General features: G+C 60.1%; 11 protein-coding genes and 2 tRNA genes. 4 read left to right on the top strand and 9 right to left on the bottom strand.

All coding sequences use genetic code 11. From position 1 onward, the window contains the following. Positions 1-33 precede the first annotated feature (33 nt). The 9 genes from AC3IT9_RS02745 to rnr form a co-directional block, all read right to left on the bottom strand. Positions 34-3,309: a transglutaminase family protein gene (locus tag AC3IT9_RS02745; protein ID WP_489271949.1), complete on the bottom strand. Its 3,276-nt coding sequence runs from the start codon at positions 3,307-3,309 to the stop codon at positions 34-36. 368 nt (positions 3,310-3,677) lie between these two features. After that, the gene (locus tag AC3IT9_RS02740; protein WP_150727873.1) at positions 3,678-5,981 is read right to left on the bottom strand and encodes a YgiQ family radical SAM protein; all 2,304 of its coding nucleotides are present in this window, start codon (positions 5,979-5,981) and stop codon (positions 3,678-3,680) included. Between the two features lie 189 nt (positions 5,982-6,170). Beyond that, positions 6,171-7,568 carry a replicative DNA helicase gene (gene dnaB / locus AC3IT9_RS02735; protein ID WP_095056358.1) on the bottom strand — a complete coding sequence of 466 codons (1,398 nt, stop codon included), beginning with the start codon at positions 7,566-7,568 and terminating at the stop codon, positions 6,171-6,173. A 108-nt stretch (positions 7,569-7,676) separates the two neighbouring features. Next, positions 7,677-8,123: a 50S ribosomal protein L9 gene (rplI, locus tag AC3IT9_RS02730; RefSeq protein WP_034149636.1), complete on the bottom strand. Its 447-nt coding sequence runs from the start codon at positions 8,121-8,123 to the stop codon at positions 7,677-7,679. Between the two features lie 19 nt (positions 8,124-8,142). After that, complete coding sequence (locus tag AC3IT9_RS02725; protein ID WP_150727874.1) at positions 8,143-9,036, bottom strand: YybS family protein; 894 nt, start codon at positions 9,034-9,036, stop codon at positions 8,143-8,145. Between the two features lie 36 nt (positions 9,037-9,072). Then, positions 9,073-9,303: a 30S ribosomal protein S18 gene (rpsR, locus tag AC3IT9_RS02720; protein ID WP_002551829.1), complete on the bottom strand. Its 231-nt coding sequence runs from the start codon at positions 9,301-9,303 to the stop codon at positions 9,073-9,075. A gap of 28 nt (positions 9,304-9,331) precedes the next feature. Continuing rightward, positions 9,332-9,754: a 30S ribosomal protein S6 gene (gene rpsF / locus AC3IT9_RS02715; RefSeq protein ID WP_008048087.1), complete on the bottom strand. Its 423-nt coding sequence runs from the start codon at positions 9,752-9,754 to the stop codon at positions 9,332-9,334. A 307-nt stretch (positions 9,755-10,061) separates the two neighbouring features. Continuing rightward, positions 10,062-10,829 (bottom strand): 23S rRNA (guanosine(2251)-2'-O)-methyltransferase RlmB, encoded by a 768-nt coding sequence (gene rlmB / locus AC3IT9_RS02710; protein ID WP_007973273.1) that lies wholly within the window; start codon positions 10,827-10,829, stop codon positions 10,062-10,064. Further along, positions 10,826-13,453, bottom strand: a complete 2,628-nt coding sequence (gene rnr / locus AC3IT9_RS02705; protein ID WP_150754817.1) for a ribonuclease R — start codon at positions 13,451-13,453, stop codon at positions 10,826-10,828. Before rnr ends, rlmB begins: the two co-directional genes overlap by 4 nt. Positions 13,454-13,678: 225 nt before the next feature. Between rnr and AC3IT9_RS02700 the strand changes: the two genes are divergently transcribed. From AC3IT9_RS02700 to AC3IT9_RS02685, 4 genes are all read left to right on the top strand, one after another. Continuing rightward, positions 13,679-13,765 (top strand) — tRNA-Leu (locus AC3IT9_RS02700). Positions 13,766-13,932: 167 nt separating this feature from the next. Then, positions 13,933-14,019 (top strand) — tRNA-Leu (locus tag AC3IT9_RS02695). A gap of 272 nt (positions 14,020-14,291) precedes the next feature. After that, positions 14,292-15,302, top strand: coding sequence for an extracellular solute-binding protein (locus AC3IT9_RS02690; RefSeq protein ID WP_489271948.1), 1,011 nt, complete (start codon positions 14,292-14,294; stop codon positions 15,300-15,302). Next, entirely contained in the window at positions 15,302-16,858 is a 1,557-nt protein-coding gene (locus AC3IT9_RS02685) for an ABC transporter permease (RefSeq protein ID WP_489271946.1), read from the top strand. The genes AC3IT9_RS02690 and AC3IT9_RS02685 overlap by 1 nt, the downstream gene beginning before the upstream one ends. The last annotated feature ends 31 nt before the right edge of the window (positions 16,859-16,889 follow it).

The following is a 16,889-nucleotide window of genomic DNA, read 5'->3' as shown; positions in this document are numbered from 1 at the left end:
GGATATACGAAAAATCCGAGCGTCGCGGACGGTTTAGAAACGTCGCAAATCGAGTGTCATCGGCAGCTCGTCGCTGATTTCCAGATTGGGTACAGGAAGTTTCCCTGGCGTGTGTCCGATGCGGAAGAAGCGCGCCATTCGCCGGCTCTCCGCTTCATTGGCGTTCACCGGCAAGCTGTCGTAGTTGCGCCCGCCCGGATGGGCGACGTGATACTGGCAACCGCCCAGCGAGCGCTGCATCCAGGTATCGAGCAGGTCGAACACCAGCGGCGCGTGGACCGGAATGGTCGGTTGCAGGCAGTTGGCCGGTTGCCAGGCACGAAATCTCACGCCCGCGACGAATTCGCCTACACGCCCGGTGGGCTGCAATGGCACAGGAATGCCGTTGCAGGTCAGCAGATAACGCTGGGGCGGCAAGCCGCTGAGCTTGACCTGCAAACGCTCCAGCGACGAATCCACGTAACGCACCGTACCGCCCATGGCGCCCTCTTCGCCCAGCACGTGCCAGGGTTCGAGTGCCTGGCGCAGTTCCAGTGCTATGCCACTGACGGCGTAGTCGCCGACCTTGGGGAAACGGAACTCCAGATGCGCGGCGAACCATTCGGCCCGCACCGGATAACCGGCGGCGTTGAGGTCGACGATGACATCGGCGAAGTCTTGCTCGATAAAGTGCGGCAACAGGAAACGATCGTGCAGCTCCGTGCCCCAGCGCGCCAGTTTCGGCGGTGCATAGGGCTCGCGCCAGAACCGCGCGACCAGCGCCCGCAGCAACAATTGTTGCGCCAGGCTCATGCGCGCATGGGGCGGCATTTCGAACGCACGCAACTCCAGTAATCCGAGGCGCCCGGTGGCACCGTCCGGCGAATAGAGCTTGTCGATGCAGAACTCGGCGCGGTGGGTGTTGCCGGTCACATCGATCAGCAGATTGCGCAGCAGTCGATCCACCAGCCATGGCGGACATTCTTCACCCGGTTCAGGCATCTGCGCGAAAGCGATCTCCAGTTCGTACAAGGCATCGTTGCGCGCTTCGTCGACCCGCGGCGCCTGGGACGTCGGGCCAATGAACAATCCGGAAAACAGGTAGGACAAGGACGGATGGTTATGCCAGTAGCTGATCAGGCTGCGCAGCAGATCCGGGCGACGCAGAAACGGCGAGTCCCCCGGTGTCGCGCCACCCAGCACGAAATGGTTACCGCCGCCCGTGCCGGTATGCCGGCCGTCGATCATGAATTTCTCGGTGGTCAGCCGGGTCTGGCGCGCTTCTTCGTAGAGGAATTCGGTGCGCTCGACCAGCTCATCCCAGGTCGCGGACGGTTGCACGTTGACCTCGATCACCCCCGGATCCGGGGTGATGCGGAAGTTGCTCAGACGTGGATCGCTCGGCGGCTCATAGCCCTCCAGCAACACCGGGCACATCAGCTCCTGCGCGGTGGCTTCGATGGCAGCGACCAGTTCGAGGTAATCCTCGACCCGCTCCAGCGGCGGCATGAACAGATACAACCGGCCTTCCCGCGCCTCGGCGCAGAAGGCGGTACGGGTCAGCCAGTCGGCGGATTCGTCGATCTTCGGTGCGCGCTCTTGTACCTCGGCAGCTTCGCTTTGGCTTTGCAGTTGCGCGGTGTCGGGCAGCGGCGGGAAGTCTTGATTCGGGTCCTGCGGATGGATGAACGGATATTCCGCCGCTTTCACCCAAGGCTGCGAACCCAGCGGCAAGCGATAACCCAGCGGCGAGTCTCCCGGCACCAGTCGGCAGTGCTCGTCGCGCAGATACCAGCGGCCGCTCTGCCATTGGTCGCCCTTGGCGTTGCGCGCCAGCGGCAGGACCTGGCCGATGACCTTGTCCAGCCCTTGGCTGAACACTTTGCGCAGGCGGGCCCGCTCCAGCGGTTCCTCCAGACGCGAGTCTTCAGCGCTGACGTTTTGCGGCAGCATTCCTTCGCGCCAGAGGTAATAGAAATTGTCTTCGTAGGCTGGGAACACAAAGCGTGTCGGAATCTTCAGGCGTTCGGCGACACTCGCCAGAAAACGCCCGGCCAGCGCTCCGTCGGCACCATAGTCTTCCTGCTCGTCGGCGATCAGCGCGCTGTTGTGCCAGATCGGCACGCCGTCACGGCGCCAGTAGCAATTGAGCGACCAGCGCGGCAGTTGCTCGCCGGGGTACCACTTGCCCTGCCCGAAATGCACCAGCCCCTGGGGTGCGTAGTGCTTGCGCATGCGCTGGAACAGTTCGGCGGACAACCGCCGTTTATCCGGCCCCAGTGCCGCGGTATTCCATTCGGCGCCGTCCGGGTCATCGATGGATACAAAGGTCGGCTCGCCGCCCATGGTCAGGCGCACATCGCCCTCCAGCAAGTCGGCATCGATCTGTCGGCCCAGTGACTGGATCGCCAGCCACTGGTCGTCGGTGTAGGGCTTGGTGACCCGTGGTGCCTCCCAAATCCTCTCCACGGACATTTCGTGGCTGAACTCGCACTCGCAGGGTTCAACCAGGCCACTGATCGGCGCCGCAGAGGACGGATCGGGACTACAGGCCAACGGAATGTGTCCTTCACCGGCAAACAGTCCGGAGGTCGCATCCAGGCCGATCCAGCCGGCGCCGGGCAGGTACACCTCGCACCAGGCGTGCAGGTCGGTGAAATCCACTTCGGTGCCGGACGGACCGTCGAGACTTTTGACGTCGGCGGTCAGCTGGATCAGGTAACCCGACACGAAACGCGCCGCCAACCCCAGGTTGCGCAGCAGTTGCACCAGCAACCACGCGGAGTCGCGGCACGACCCGGAGGCCTGCTCGAGGGTGTGTTCAGGTGTTTGTACGCCGGGCTCCATGCGGATCAGGTAATCGATGTCTTCGCTCAAACGCTGGTTGAGTGCGACAAGAAAGTCCACGGCGGGCAACGGTGTACGGTCGATGCCGTCCAGGTAGGCCTTGAACTTCGGCGTCAGGGGCAGGGTTTCCAGGTACGGCGCCAGCTCCTTGCGCTCATCCGCGGCATAGGCGAAGGGGATTTTTTCCGCGTAGGGTTCGAGGAAGAAGTCGAACGGATTGAAGATCGCCATTTCTGCCAGCAGATCGACTTCGATTCGCAATTCCTCGGTTTTCTCCGGGAACACCAGCCGCGCCAGGTAATTGCCCTGAGGGTCCTGCTGCCAGTTGATGAAGTGCTGTTCGGGGGAAACTTTCAACGCATAGGACAGAATCCGCGTGCGGCTGTGGGCGGCGGGACGCAGGCGAACGATCTGCGGGCCGAGCTCGACAGCGCGGTCATAGCGGTAATGCGTGATGTGGTGCAATGCGACATGAATCGACACGGCGTGCCTCCTGCGAGCCTTAAGCGTATGGGAAAGCGCGCAAGACTTATGCCATCCAGCAGTGCTGGCGCTTTCTTTGATTGCTTGAGGCAGTACAGCACCAAAATCGGGCGATGCAGGAAAATGGTTTGTATCGATTGCACGTAAATGTGGCGACCAGCCAAAAATTGGTTGGTAGTTCCGGCCTCTTCGCGGGCAAGCCCGCTCCCACAGGGATCTTTGGTGTTCACACAATTTGTGATTCACCTCAAAACACTGTGGGAGCGGGCTTGCCCGCGAAGAGGCCAGTAGCTCCAGCACAAATGGTTAAACCCTGAAATGCAGAACGCCAACCCGAAGGTTGGCGTTCTGTTCAGCTCAAGCGCGGCTTAGCGTGGCACGACCGGTTTGCGGGTCGGCTTTGGCCCCTTGCCTTTGGCCGCGTCCTTGCGTTCCTTGGCCGCCTGCTGGTTGCGGGCGAACGCCGCAGCCTTGGCCTGTTCGCGCTTGTCCCACGGGTTGCCGCCATCGCTGGCACGTGGTGGCAAACCGGTATGCTGGGTCAGGATCTTGGTGGTCTTTTCCCCTGCAACCTTGTGGCTGCCGGCCGGCGTCGAGTTCTTGCGACGGGCGCTCTGGTAGCTATCTGTCGACGGCTGGTGCAAAGGAATCAACTGGTTCTTGCCCGGCCCGATCAGGTCGGCGCGGCCCATGCGAGTCAACGCTTCACGCAGCATCGGCCAGCCTTTCGGGTCGTGATAACGCAAGAACGCCTTGTGCAGACGACGCTGCTCCTCGCTCTTGACGATGGTCACTGCGTCGCTCTTGTAGGTGACCTTGCGCAGCGGGTTCTTGCCCGAGTGGTACATCGCGGTGGCGGTGGCCATCGGCGACGGGTAGAACGCCTGCACCTGGTCGGCACGGAAGCCGTTGCCCTTGAGCCACAGGGCCAGGTTCATCATGTCTTCATCGGTAGTGCCCGGGTGGGCGGCGATGAAGTACGGAATCAGGTACTGCTCCTTGCCCGCTTCCTTGGAGTACTTCTCGAACATGCGCTTGAACTTGTCATAGCTGCCGATGCCCGGTTTCATCATCTGGTTGAGCGGACCTTCCTCGGTGTGTTCCGGGGCGATCTTCAGGTAACCACCGACGTGGTGGGTCACCAACTCTTTAACGTACTCCGGTGACTCGACCGCCAGGTCATAGCGCAGGCCGGAAGCGATCAGGATCTTCTTCACACCCGGCAACTCACGGGCGCTGCGGTACAGCTGGATCAGCGCCGAATGGTCGGTGTTCAGGTTCGGGCAGATGCCAGGGAACACGCACGATGGCTTGCGGCACGCGGATTCGATTTCCGGGCTCTTGCAGGCGATGCGGTACATGTTCGCAGTCGGGCCGCCGAGGTCGGAGATCACGCCGGTAAAGCCCGGGACTTTGTCACGAATCTCTTCGATCTCGCGAATGATCGACTCGTGGGAACGGTTCTGGATGATCCGGCCTTCGTGCTCGGTGATCGAGCAGAAGGTGCAGCCACCGAAGCAGCCACGCATGATGTTCACCGAGAAACGGATCATGTCGTAGGCCGGGATCTTCTCCTTGCCGTACGCCGGGTGCGGAATGCGCGCATAAGGCATGCCGAACACGTAGTCCATTTCTTCGGTGGTCATCGGAATCGGTGGCGGGTTGAACCAGACGTCCACTTCGCCGTGCTTCTGCACCAGCGCACGGGCGTTGCCCGGGTTGGTTTCCAGGTGCAATACGCGGTTGGCGTGGGCATAAAGCACCGCATCGCCACGGACTTTTTCAACCGACGGCAAGCGGATCACGGTCTTGTCGCGGGTCATGCGCGGGCTGGCCAGGATCTGTACGACCTTGGCTTCCTGCGGATCCTCGACCGGCCCCTTTTCCTGCTCGATGGCGCAGGCCTGGGTGTCCTGGGTATTCACGTACGGGTTGATGATCTTGTCGATCTTGCCCGGACGGTCGATGCGCGTGGAGTCGACTTCATACCAGTCTTTCGGCGTGTCACGACGAATGAACGCGGTGCCGCGCACGTCGGTGATGTCTTCGATCTTGTGACCGAACGACAGACGCTGGGCGACTTCAACGATTGCTCGCTCGGCGTTGCCATAAAGCAGGATGTCGGCGCAGGCGTCGATCAGGATCGAGTTGCGGACACGGTCTTGCCAGTAATCGTAATGCGCGATGCGGCGCAGGGATGCTTCGATACCGCCGAGTACGATCGGCACGTGCTTGTAAGCTTCCTTGCAGCGCTGGCTGTAGACCAGGCTGGCACGATCCGGACGCTTGCCGGCCAAGCCGCCCGGCGTGTACGCGTCGTCGGAACGTATTTTCTTGTCCGCGGTGTAGCGGTTGATCATCGAGTCCATGTTGCCGGCCGCGACACCGAAGAACAGGTTCGGCTCGCCGAGCTTCATGAAATCGTCTTTGGACTGCCAGTTCGGCTGGGCAATGATCCCGACGCGGAAGCCCTGGGACTCCAGCAGCCGGCCGATGATCGCCATGCCGAACGACGGGTGATCGACGTAGGCATCACCGGTGACGATGATGATGTCGCAGGAATCCCAGCCGAGCTGATCCATCTCCTCCCTGCTCATGGGCAGGAACGGCGCTGGCCCGAAACATTCGGCCCAGTACTTGGGATAGTCAAATAACGGCTTGGCTGCTTGCATGTCGATAACCGGTGTTGGCTTTCATTGAATTTCGCGGGCGCGGAATATAGCACAAATTTTGACCAATTCCGACGGCTATGGTCGGAAATTGGTGGAACCCCATTCGCGAGCAGGCTCGCTCCCACAGGTTCAATGCAATTCCTGTGGGAGCGAGCCTGCTCGCGAAGAGGCCCGCACAGTCGCTACAACTTACTCGTCGTCGTCGAAGTTATAGCTACCCGGCGCCAGGTTCTCGAAGCGGGTGTACTTGCCGATGAAGGCCAGGCGAATAAAGCCGATCGGGCCGTTCCGCTGCTTGCCGATGATGATTTCGGCGATGCCTTTGTGCTCGGTTTCCGGGTGATACACCTCGTCGCGGTAAACGAACATGATCACGTCGGCGTCCTGCTCGATCGCTCCGGATTCCCGGAGGTCGGAGTTGATCGGCCGTTTGTTCGGCCGCTGCTCGAGGGAGCGGTTGAGCTGGGACAGCGCCACCACCGGGCAGTTGAACTCCTTGGCCAAGGCTTTCAAGGAACGCGAGATTTCAGAAATCTCGTTGGTTCGGTTGTCGCCGCCGGAACCTGGAATCTGCATCAACTGAAGGTAGTCGATCATGATCAGGCCGATCTCACCGTGCTCACGCGCCAGACGCCGGGTGCGCGCACGCATTTCCGACGGGCTGATACCGGCGGTGTCGTCGATGAACAGCTTGCGGTCATTGAGCAGGTTCACCGCCGAGGTCAGGCGCGGCCAGTCGTCATCTTCCAACTGACCGGAACGCACCTTGGTCTGATCGATCCGACCGAGGGACGACAGCATACGCATGATCAGCGATTCGCCTGGCATCTCGAGGGAATACACCAGAACAGCCTTGTCGCTACGCAGTACGGCGTTTTCCACCAGGTTCATCGCGAAGGTGGTTTTACCCATCGACGGACGACCGGCGACGATGATCAAGTCAGCCGGCTGCAGGCCGCTGGTCTTTTCATCAAGGTCGGTGTAGCCAGTGGACAGGCCGGTAATGGCGTTGTCAGTGTTGAACAGCGTGTCGATGCGATCGATGGCCTTGGTCAGCAAATCATTCACACCCACCGGGCCACCGGTTTTCGGCCGGGCCTCGGCAATCGCGAAGATCTGGCGTTCCGCTTCGTCGAGGATCTCCTCGGCAGTGCGACCTTCCGGGTTGAAGGCGCTGTCGGCGATCTCGGTGCTGATGCCGATCAGTTGGCGCAACGTCGCGCGCTGACGGACGATCTGCGCATAAGCCTTGATGTTGGCGACGGACGGCGTGTTTTTCGCCAGTTCGCCAAGGTAACCGAGGCCACCCACCTGAGACGTCTGACCTTCCTTGTCCAGTTGTTCGGCAAGGGTCACGACGTCAATCGGGGAGTTCTGATCGGCCAGTTTGGCGATCGCACGGAAGATCAGGCGGTGGTCATGTCGATAGAAATCGCCGTCGGAGACTTGATCGAGCACACGCTCCCATGCGTTGTTGTCCAGCATCAGACCACCGAGTACAGCCTGTTCGGCTTCGATGGAATGCGGCGGCACTTTCAGCGCGGCGGTTTGCAGATCGTATTGCTCAGGAGCGGAGATATCGTTCATGGCCACTTGAAATTGGAGGAATCAGAAAGACAAAGGGCACGACCTGTAAACAGGATCGTGCCCGATGTTACCGGCAAGCACCCGAGGGTGCCAGCCGACAAGTGCTGCTTAAGCTGCTACCACGACAACGCGTACGGTGGCTTCAACTTCGGCGTGCAGGTGCACGGCTACGTCGAATTCGCCTACGTTGCGGATGGTGCCGTTCGGCAGACGAACTTCGCTCTTCTGCACTTCAACGCCGGAGGCGGTCAGTGCGTCAGCGATGTCGTGAGTACCGATCGAACCGAACAGCTTGCCTTCGTCGCCAGCGGTGGCAGTGATGGTCACTTCCAGCTCGGCCAGTTGGGCAGCGCGGCTTTCAGCCGACGATTTACGATCTGCTGCTGCTTTTTCCAGCTCAGCACGACGCTCTTCGAACGCAGCCAGGTTGGCTGGGGTCGCAGCGGTAGCTTTGCCGTAAGGCAGCAGGTAGTTACGACCGTAACCAGCCTTAACGTTCACTTTGTCACCCAGGTTGCCCAGGTTGGTGACTTTTTCCAGAAGGATCAGTTGCATGTGAAAATCCTCTTAACTTTTAACCTTCACCGTTCGCGTTATCGGCATCTTTCGGTGCCGAACGACCGCGAAAATCAATCAGGCTGTCGACGATGGCCAGGACCACCAGCAACGGATAGATCAGTTGCATGAACAGCAACAGCGTCACGTACAACCCCACCAGCCAGAACCTGGCCAGTCGCTTCTGCGCCACCAGCCCGTGAATCAGGGCCAGCCCGGCGAACACCAGCGGTACACTGCACAACGGCGTCAACATGGCCATCTGAGGACCGATGTTCGGCCCCAGAAGCATGCACGCCAGCAGCAACATCGCCGGCAACAGCGGGATGCGGATGGCGCGAAACTCGCGACCAAAACCGCCCGGGTTGTACAACAACGCCTGCCAGTAGCGCCCGACAAGCAGGCTCAGCAAGCTGACGATTTGCAACAACGCCGCAATCAGGCCGGTCAGGACCGGTGCAATCAGGGACGCGAAACGCGCTTGTTCGTCTACCGACAACTTCTGGTAGACATCACCGAGTAGCGACGGCATGACTTTGATCAAAGCCTGCGCCAGCATCTCGATCTGGGGAGCAAAAGCTGTCCCCAACACCACTGAAAACACCACTCCCATCGCTATGCTGACCAGCAGCACGCGGTTCCAGGACTCGCTTGCGCGCAAAACCAACGCAAGGCTCGCAGACCCCAGCAGCACCAGAAGTGCCCGTGGGTCGTCGGAGTAAAGCCACCAGGCCAATGCCGGCAGCAGTCCCAGAGCAAGAACGCCCAGGGCGTCCCTCAATCCGCGCCGCAAGAGCACAAGGCATCCGGCGGCAGCACCCAACCAATACAACAACGGCATCGCCGCGCATCCAGCCACTACCAGAGTGGCCTGCACACGGCCGCGCATGATGAACTCAGCTATGGCCCGCATGCATTCAATCCTTTGCTACGTGTCGACTGCCCGGTCTCAGCGGCCGTGGCTGTCGGTGTAGGCCAGCAGGGCCAGGAAGCGGGCGCGCTTGATAGCGGTGGCCAGCTGACGCTGATAACGAGCTTTGGTACCGGTGATGCGGCTTGGAACGATTTTGCCGGTCTCGGATACGTAGGCTTTCAGAGTGTTGAGATCTTTGTAATCGATCTCTTTCACGTCTTCAGCGGTGAAGCGGCAGAATTTACGACGACGGAAGAAACGTGCCATGTAATTGGCTCCTTAAAAGGTCCGTGGATTACTCGTCAGCGTTATCGCTGTTGTCGCTGTCATCACTATCAGCGCTTTCAGCGCCTTCGTGCTCAGGACGGTCGCGACGCTCACGGCGCTCACTGCGGTTTTCTTCAGCCTTGAGCATCTCGGACTGGCCGGTAACGGCTTCGTCGCGACGGATGACCAGGTTACGGATCACTGCATCGTTGTAGCGGAAGTTGTCTTCCAGCTCGGCCAGGGCCTTGCCAGTGCACTCAACGTTCAGCATCACGTAGTGAGCCTTGTGAACATTGTTGATTGCGTAGGCCAGTTGACGACGGCCCCAATCTTCCAGACGGTGGATTTTGCCGCCGTCTTCTTCGATCAGCTTGGTGTAACGCTCAACCATGCCGCCGACTTGCTCGCTTTGATCCGGGTGGACCAAAAAGATGATTTCGTAATGACGCATGAATGCTCCTTACGGGTTGTAGCCTGCCGCTCAAAAGCGGTCAGACAAGGAGTGAATGACACTTATGGACTTGCGGACGCTAGACACGTTGGTGCCTGCCATCACAGCAAGGGGCGCAATTGTAGAGAAGGGGCGAGGGAGGCGCAAGGTAATTGGTGATTATTTGAACAGCCACCAACTCATGCCACACCACAAAACACTGTGGGAGCGGGCTTGCTCGCGAATGCGGTACTACATCCAACATATTTGCTGAATGTTACTCCGCTTTCGCGAGCAAGCCCGCTCCCACATTTTGATTGCGTCGAGCTTAGGACTTCTTGGCAGCAGCCTTGGCTTTGACACTGCGCTGACGCTGCGCTTCGAACAGGCATACACCCGTCGCTACGGAAACGTTGAGACTGCTGACGCTACCGGCCATCGGCAGGTTCACCAGGTAGTCGCAATGCTCGCGGGTCAGGCGACGCATGCCCTTGCCTTCGGCGCCCATGATCAGGATGGTCGGGCCGGTCAGGTCCTGGTCATACAGGCTGACTTCAGCTTCACCGGCCGTACCGACAACCCACAAGCCGCGCTGCTGGAGTTTTTCCAGGGTGCGCGCCAGGTTGGTCACGGCAACCAGCGGAATCACTTCCGCCGCGCCGCAGGCGATTTTTCGTACAACCGGAGTCAGGGTCGCCGACTTGTCCTTCGGTACGATCACTGCCAGCGCACCCGCCGCATCGGCGGAACGCAGGCAGGCGCCGAGGTTGTGCGGATCGGTCACGCCATCGAGCACCAGCAACAACGGCGCGCCGTCGGTGCGATCGAGCAACTCGTCGAGCATCGCCTCGCCCCAGACCTGGCTCGGACTCACGTCCGCGACCACACCCTGGTGCACGCCTTCAACCCAGGCGTCCATTTCGCGGCGCTCGGCCTGGCCGACCTGGACCCGGTTTTCGTTGGCCAGCTCGATCAGCGTCTGGACCCGAGGGTCATTGCGACCTTCGGCCAACCAGATCTGCTTGACGCGTTTCGGGTGGTGACGCAACAACGCTTCTACAGCATGTACGCCGTAGATCTTTTCCAACTGACTCATGGCTTGGCCTTAGGTTTACGCGCCCCGCCACTCTTGGCTGGAGCCGAGCCCGCTTTTGGCGGACCTTTACGATGTTTGCTCGGTTTGGCTGGCTTGCCGCCGACGGCCTTGTCAGGCGTCGACCGACTGGTCTTTCCCCCAGACGCCGCTTTACCGCCGCTTTTCGCACCGGCGAGCAACGCCTGTTTCATTTCACGACTTTTGCGCACTTCGGCATTCTTCGCCGCTGCATCGCTCGGGCGATAGGCTTCTACAGCCTTTTCCTTGGCAGGACGACGACCGGTTTTCGCCGGGGCCGGTTCTGCTTCGACTTTCGCTGCGGGTGCGGTGCTTTCGGTGCCACGCTTCTTGCGGCCGATCGGCGCGCTGATGGTTTTTTCGGCCATCTCGAAGTCGATCTTGCGTTCGTCGAGGTCGACGCGCATGACCCGCACTTCCACGGTGTCGCCCAGGCGGAAGCTACGACCGGTACGCTCACCGGCCAGGCGGTGGTGCACAGGATCGAAGTGGTAGTAATCGCCCGGCAGCGCGGTGACGTGCACCAGGCCTTCGACGTAGATATCGGTCAGCTCGACGAACAGACCAAAACCGGTCACGGCGGTGATCACACCCGGGAACGATTCGCCCACGCGATCCTTCATGAACTCGCACTTGAGCCAGTTCACCACGTCGCGGGTCGCTTCGTCGGCACGGCGCTCGCTCATCGAGCACTGCTCGCCGAGTTGCTCCAGGGCCGCTTCGTCGTACGGATAGATGCGTGCTTTCGGAATGGTCATCGCACCGGCACGGCGAACGTGCGGGGTGTTCTGCTTCGAATGGATCACGCTGCGAATCGCCCGGTGCGTGAGCAAGTCCGGGTAGCGGCGGATCGGCGAAGTGAAGTGGGTGTACGCCTCGTAATTCAGGCCGAAGTGGCCCTGGTTGTCGGCGCTGTACACCGCCTGGCTCAACGAACGCAGCATGACGGTCTGGATCAGATGGAAATCCGGACGGTCCTTGATACCGGCCAGCAATGCCTGGTAATCCTTCGGCGACGGGCCATCCTTGCCTTTGTGCAGGGACAGGCCCAGCTCGCCGAGGAACGCGCGCAGCTTTTCCAGACGCTCCGGTGGCGGACCATCGTGGACGCGATACAGCGCCGGGATTTCGTGCTTCTTCAGGAACTCGGCGGTGGCCACGTTGGCCGCCAGCATGCATTCCTCGATCAGCTTGTGCGCATCGTTGCGCACGGTCGGACGAATTTCGGCAATCTTGCGCTCAGTACCGAAGATGATCCGGGTTTCCTGGGTTTCGAAATCGATCGCGCCACGTACGTGACGGGCCGCCAGCAACACCTTGTACAGCGAGTACAGCTGCTTGAGGTGCGGCACCACGTCGGTGTACTCGCCACGCAACTTGCGAGCTTCGGTGGCTTTCGGCGTTTCCAGCATGGCACTGACCTTGTTATAGGTCAGACGCGCATGGGAGTGGATCACCGCTTCGTAGAAGCAGTAGTCGGTCATTTCGCCGGATTTGGAGATGGTCATCTCGCAAACCATGGCCAGGCGATCGACTTGCGGGTTAAGCGAGCACAAACCGTTGGACAGCTGCTCAGGCAGCATCGGGATCACGCGCTCGGGGAAGTACACCGAGTTGCCGCGAACCTGCGCTTCGGCATCCAGCGCCGAACCGAGCTTCACGTAGCTGGATACGTCGGCGATCGCCACGTACAGCTTCCAGCCGCCCGAGAACAGGCGCAGCTTGCCCGGACGGGCTTCGCAGAAGACCGCATCGTCGAAGTCGCGGGCATCTTCGCCGTCGATGGTGACGAACGGCAGATGACGCAAGTCGATGCGCTTCTCTTTGTCTTTCTCTTCGACTTCCGGCTTGAGCTTGCCGGCTTCCTTGAGCACGGCGTCAGGCCAGACGTGAGGAATGTCGTAGGTACGCAGGGCGACATCGATTTCCATGCCCGGCGCCATGTAGTTGCCCACGACTTCAACCACGTCGCCTTGCGGCTGGAAGCGTGGCGTCGGCCAGTGAGTGATCTTCACTTCGACGAACTGACCGATCTGCGCGTTGGCGTTACGACCCGGGGTCACCAGCACTTCCTGCTGGATCTTCGGGTTGTCGGCAACCACGAAACCGATGCCGCCCTCTTCGAAGTAGCGGCCGACGATGGTTTCGTGAGCGCGGGAAACCACTTCGACGATCATGCCTTCGCGACGACCACGACGATCCAGGCCGGATACACGGGCCAGCGCACGGTCACCATCGAACACCAGACGCATCTGCGCCGGGCTCATGAACAGGTCGTCACTGCCGTCGTCCGGCACCAGGAAGCCGAAGCCATCACGGTGACCGCTGATGCGACCCAGGATCAGATCAAGCTTGTCCACCGGCGCATAAGTGCCGCGACGGGTATAGATGAGTTGAGCATCGCGCTCCATGGCGCGCAGGCGGCGGCGCAGGGCTTCGATCTGGTCTTCTGTGGTCAGACCAAACTCTTCGACCAGTTGCTCGCGGTTAGCAGGCGAACCTCGATCAGCAAGATGCTGAAGGATCAATTCGCGGCTAGGAATAGGGTTTTCATATTTTTCCGCTTCACGAGCGGCCTCGGGATCGAGGGACTGCCAATCGGCCATTAGAGAGTTTTCACCTTGTCTATATGCGGGTTAGTTTGGCATAGGCGTAATGAAACGGGAAATTTCAGGCTAAGACGACCCATCTAAAGCCCTGTATCGACACCGCAAAGCTGTTTTGTAGACCATTGGCGAAATTTTCCAGGTTTTTTTGACTTCGGGGGTTTACAGTTAAAAAGACGCTCCGTATAGTGCGCGCCATCGACGACGGACAACGTTGCCGATACTGCCCAGATGGTGAAATTGGTAGACACGCCAGCTTCAGGTGCTGGTGACCGCAAGGTCGTGGAAGTTCGAGTCTTCTTCTGGGCACCAATTTCGAGCTTGAGATTAGTTCAATTTCAAGGCTCACACAAAAACCCGCTTTCGCGGGTTTTTGCATTTTTGACCACTGGTTTATTATTTTTAGAATCAGGGGTTTACAGATCAAAATGCTCTCCGTATAGTGCGCCACATCAACAGCGGCAACGCTGAAGATGAATGCCCAGATGGTGAAATTGGTAGACACGCCAGCTTCAGGTGCTGGTGACCGCAAGGTCGTGGAAGTTCGAGTCTTCTTCTGGGCACCAATTCAAATTCAAGGTTACGACCTTGGATTTCACAAAAACCCGCGAAAGCGGGTTTTTGCGTTTCCGGCCCCTGAAAAATCACCGACCCTCTGTAGGAGCGAGCTTGCTCGCGATGCACTCGAGAACAGCGCTTGTTCTCAGATAGAACGCGCCATCGTTCACGCCCATCGCGAGCAAGCTCGCTCCTACAGGAATCAGCGTCCGCATTTGAGAAACAATATCGTTTATCATTGTTACAAGTTTTTGCAATGTGACAGTGAGGAACCCTGCGAATGATGTTTCGAAATACCCTGCGCCGCGGCCTGATCACCACCCTCCTCGGCCTGGCACTCGCCACTCCCCTCACCCAAGCCGCCGACCCGGTTGCCCTGACCCTCTACAACGGCCAACACAAAGAAGTCGGCGACGCGGTCGCCAAAGCCTTCGAAGCCAAGACCGGCATCCACGTCAATGTGCGTAAAGGCAGCAGCAACCAGCTCGCCAGCCAGATCGTCGAAGAAGGCGATCGCTCCCCCGCCGACGTGATCTACACCGAAGAATCCCCACCCCTGAACAAACTCGGCGAGCAAGGCCTGCTGGCCAAGACGGATGACGCCACGCTGGCCGTTCTGCCCAAGGAATACGTTGCCGGCAACGGCACCTGGATTGGCGTGACCGCCCGGGTGCGCGTCGTTGCGTTCAACCCCAAGCTGATCGATGAAAAAGACCTGCCGACCTCGGTGATGGAATTCTCCGATCCGAAATGGCAAGGCAAGGTCGGTTTCGTTCCTACCAGCGGCGCTTTCCAGGAACAAGCGGTGGCGATCATCAAGATCCACGGCATGGATGCAGCCGAAGAATGGCTGACCGGTCTGCGCGCATTCGGCAAGACCTACAGCAACAACATGGTTGCATTGAAAGCGGTGGAAAATGGCGAAGTCGCCACCGTACTGGTCAACAACTACTACTGGTTCGCCTTGCAACGGGAAAAGGGTCAGCTCGATTCCAAGCTGCATTACTTTACTGGCGGCGACGTCGGCGGACTCATCACGGTTTCCAGTGCTGCGGTGCTCAAATCCAGCAAACACCCCAAGGAAGCCCAGCAATTGCTCGCCTACATGGCCAGCGAGGAAGGCCAGCGAGTGATCACCCACACCACCGCCGAATACCCGCTGCACAAAGGCATGGAATCTGATCGCGGGCTCAAGCCGTTCAGCGAACTGGAAGCACCAAAAGTCACGCCTGCCGACCTCGGCAACGCCGAAGAAGCGCTGGACCTGGAACGTGACGTTGGCCTGAATTGATGGGCGCCTCACTGTCCGCACATCACGCGTACGCACCAAGGCGCAAGCGGCCGTCTATCTGGCTGGTACTACCCGTGTTGCTACTGGTGGCGCTCAGCCTCCTGCCGCTGCTGTATGTCGGCCTGAAAGCCTGGCAGGCGGGCTGGGCAGAAGCACTGCATTTGCTATGGCGACCTTATGTGTTCGGCTTGCTGCGCAACACACTCGCATTGATGATTGGCGTCACCGTGGTATGCGGGGTAATCGGATTGTCGCTCGCCTGGTTGCTGGAGCGCAGCAATCTGCCGGGCCGTCGATTGTGGGGCGTAATCCTCTGCTTGCCGTTCGCCGTTCCGGCCTTTATCAGCAGCTTCACCTGGGTTTCCCTCAGCGCTCATTTCGAGGGACTTGGCGGGGCTATCCTCGTGATGAGCCTGTCCAAATACCCGCTGATTTTCCTGCCCGTAGCGGCAACGCTGCGCAACCTTGACCCATCCCTCGAAGAGTCCGCGCGCACGCTGGGACAGAATCGTTGGGGCGTATTTTTCAAGGTCACCCTGCCCCTGCTCTGGCCTTCGCTGCTCGCGGGTTCGCTGCTGATTGCACTGCACATGCTGGTGGAGTTCGGCGCCTTGTCGATCATCGGCCTGCAAACCTTCACCACGGCGATCTATCAACAGTTCGAGCTGGAGTTCAGCAATGCCAACGCGGCGATGCTCTCCGCCGTACTGCTGATGTTGTGCCTGGCGCTGCTGTGGCTGGAGCTGCGCGTGCGCGGCAAGGGTCGACACGTGCGCACCGGCCAGGGTGCGGCGCGACGCGCGGAACAGGTTCAACTGGGACATTGGGCTGTGGCAGGACAACTTTATTGCCTGCTGCTGGCAATCATTGGCAGCGGGATTCCGCTCGGCATGCTGGCCTACTGGCTGGCGGTGGGATCATCGGCAGCCTTTCCCGTGGCGGCAATCGGCGAAGCATTGATGTCATCCCTCGCACTGTCGCTGGGTGGCGCTGCACTGTGCCTGGTGCTGGCAGTGCCGGTCGGCCTGCTGGTCGTGCGCTACAAAGGCCAACTGGCGATCTGGGCCGAGCGCCTGCCGTATCTGCTGCATGCGCTGCCGGGGCTGGTCATTGCCCTGACCCTGGTGTATTTCGCCCTGCACTACGTGCCAATGCTTTACCAGACTTCGGCATTGCTGCTGATCGCCTACGCCCTGCTGTTTCTGCCGCTGGCCCAGGCGCCGATCCGCACCGCCCTGAACAAGGCGGCGCCACAGCTTGAGGAGGCGGCCCGCACTCTGGGCGCCTCCTCATTCAGTGCCTTTTGCCGAGTGACGCTGCCGATTATTTTCCCGGCACTGGGGGCGGCTTTTGCCCTGGTATTCCTGGATGCAATGAAGGAACTGACGGCGACCTTGCTGTTGAGCCCAACCGGGCTGAACACCCTGGCGACGGAAGTCTGGGCGCATACCGCGAATGTGGAGTTTGCGGCGGCGGCGCCTTATGCGGCGTTGTTGATATTGGTGTCGGGGTTGCCGGTCTATCTGCTGACGACCCGGATGTATCTGAGCCGCTGAAACCGCTTTCGCGAGCAAGCCCGCTCCCACA

The organism is Pseudomonas sp. KH_046_1 (genome assembly GCF_057839025.1).
Note: the sequence above shows the minus strand (reverse complement) of the source record. Positions and strands in the feature narration are given on the sequence as shown.

Coding starts and splice junctions, on each gene's coding strand:
- rpsR (WP_002551829.1), bottom strand. CDS start 9,303: ATGGCACGTTTCTTCCGTCGTCGTAAATTCTGCCGCTTCACCGCTGAA.
- rnr (WP_150754817.1), bottom strand. CDS start 13,453: ATGGCCGATTGGCAGTCCCTCGATCCCGAGGCCGCTCGTGAAGCGGAA.
- AC3IT9_RS02685 (WP_489271946.1), top strand. CDS start 15,302: ATGGGCGCCTCACTGTCCGCACATCACGCGTACGCACCAAGGCGCAAG.
- rpsF (WP_008048087.1), bottom strand. CDS start 9,754: ATGCGTCATTACGAAATCATCTTTTTGGTCCACCCGGATCAAAGCGAG.
- dnaB (WP_095056358.1), bottom strand. CDS start 7,568: ATGAACGATATCTCCGCTCCTGAGCAATACGATCTGCAAACCGCCGCG.
- AC3IT9_RS02690 (WP_489271948.1), top strand. CDS start 14,292: ATGATGTTTCGAAATACCCTGCGCCGCGGCCTGATCACCACCCTCCTC.
- rlmB (WP_007973273.1), bottom strand. CDS start 10,829: ATGAGTCAGTTGGAAAAGATCTACGGCGTACATGCTGTAGAAGCGTTG.
- AC3IT9_RS02725 (WP_150727874.1), bottom strand. CDS start 9,036: ATGCGGGCCATAGCTGAGTTCATCATGCGCGGCCGTGTGCAGGCCACT.
- AC3IT9_RS02740 (WP_150727873.1), bottom strand. CDS start 5,981: ATGCAAGCAGCCAAGCCGTTATTTGACTATCCCAAGTACTGGGCCGAA.
- rplI (WP_034149636.1), bottom strand. CDS start 8,123: ATGCAACTGATCCTTCTGGAAAAAGTCACCAACCTGGGCAACCTGGGT.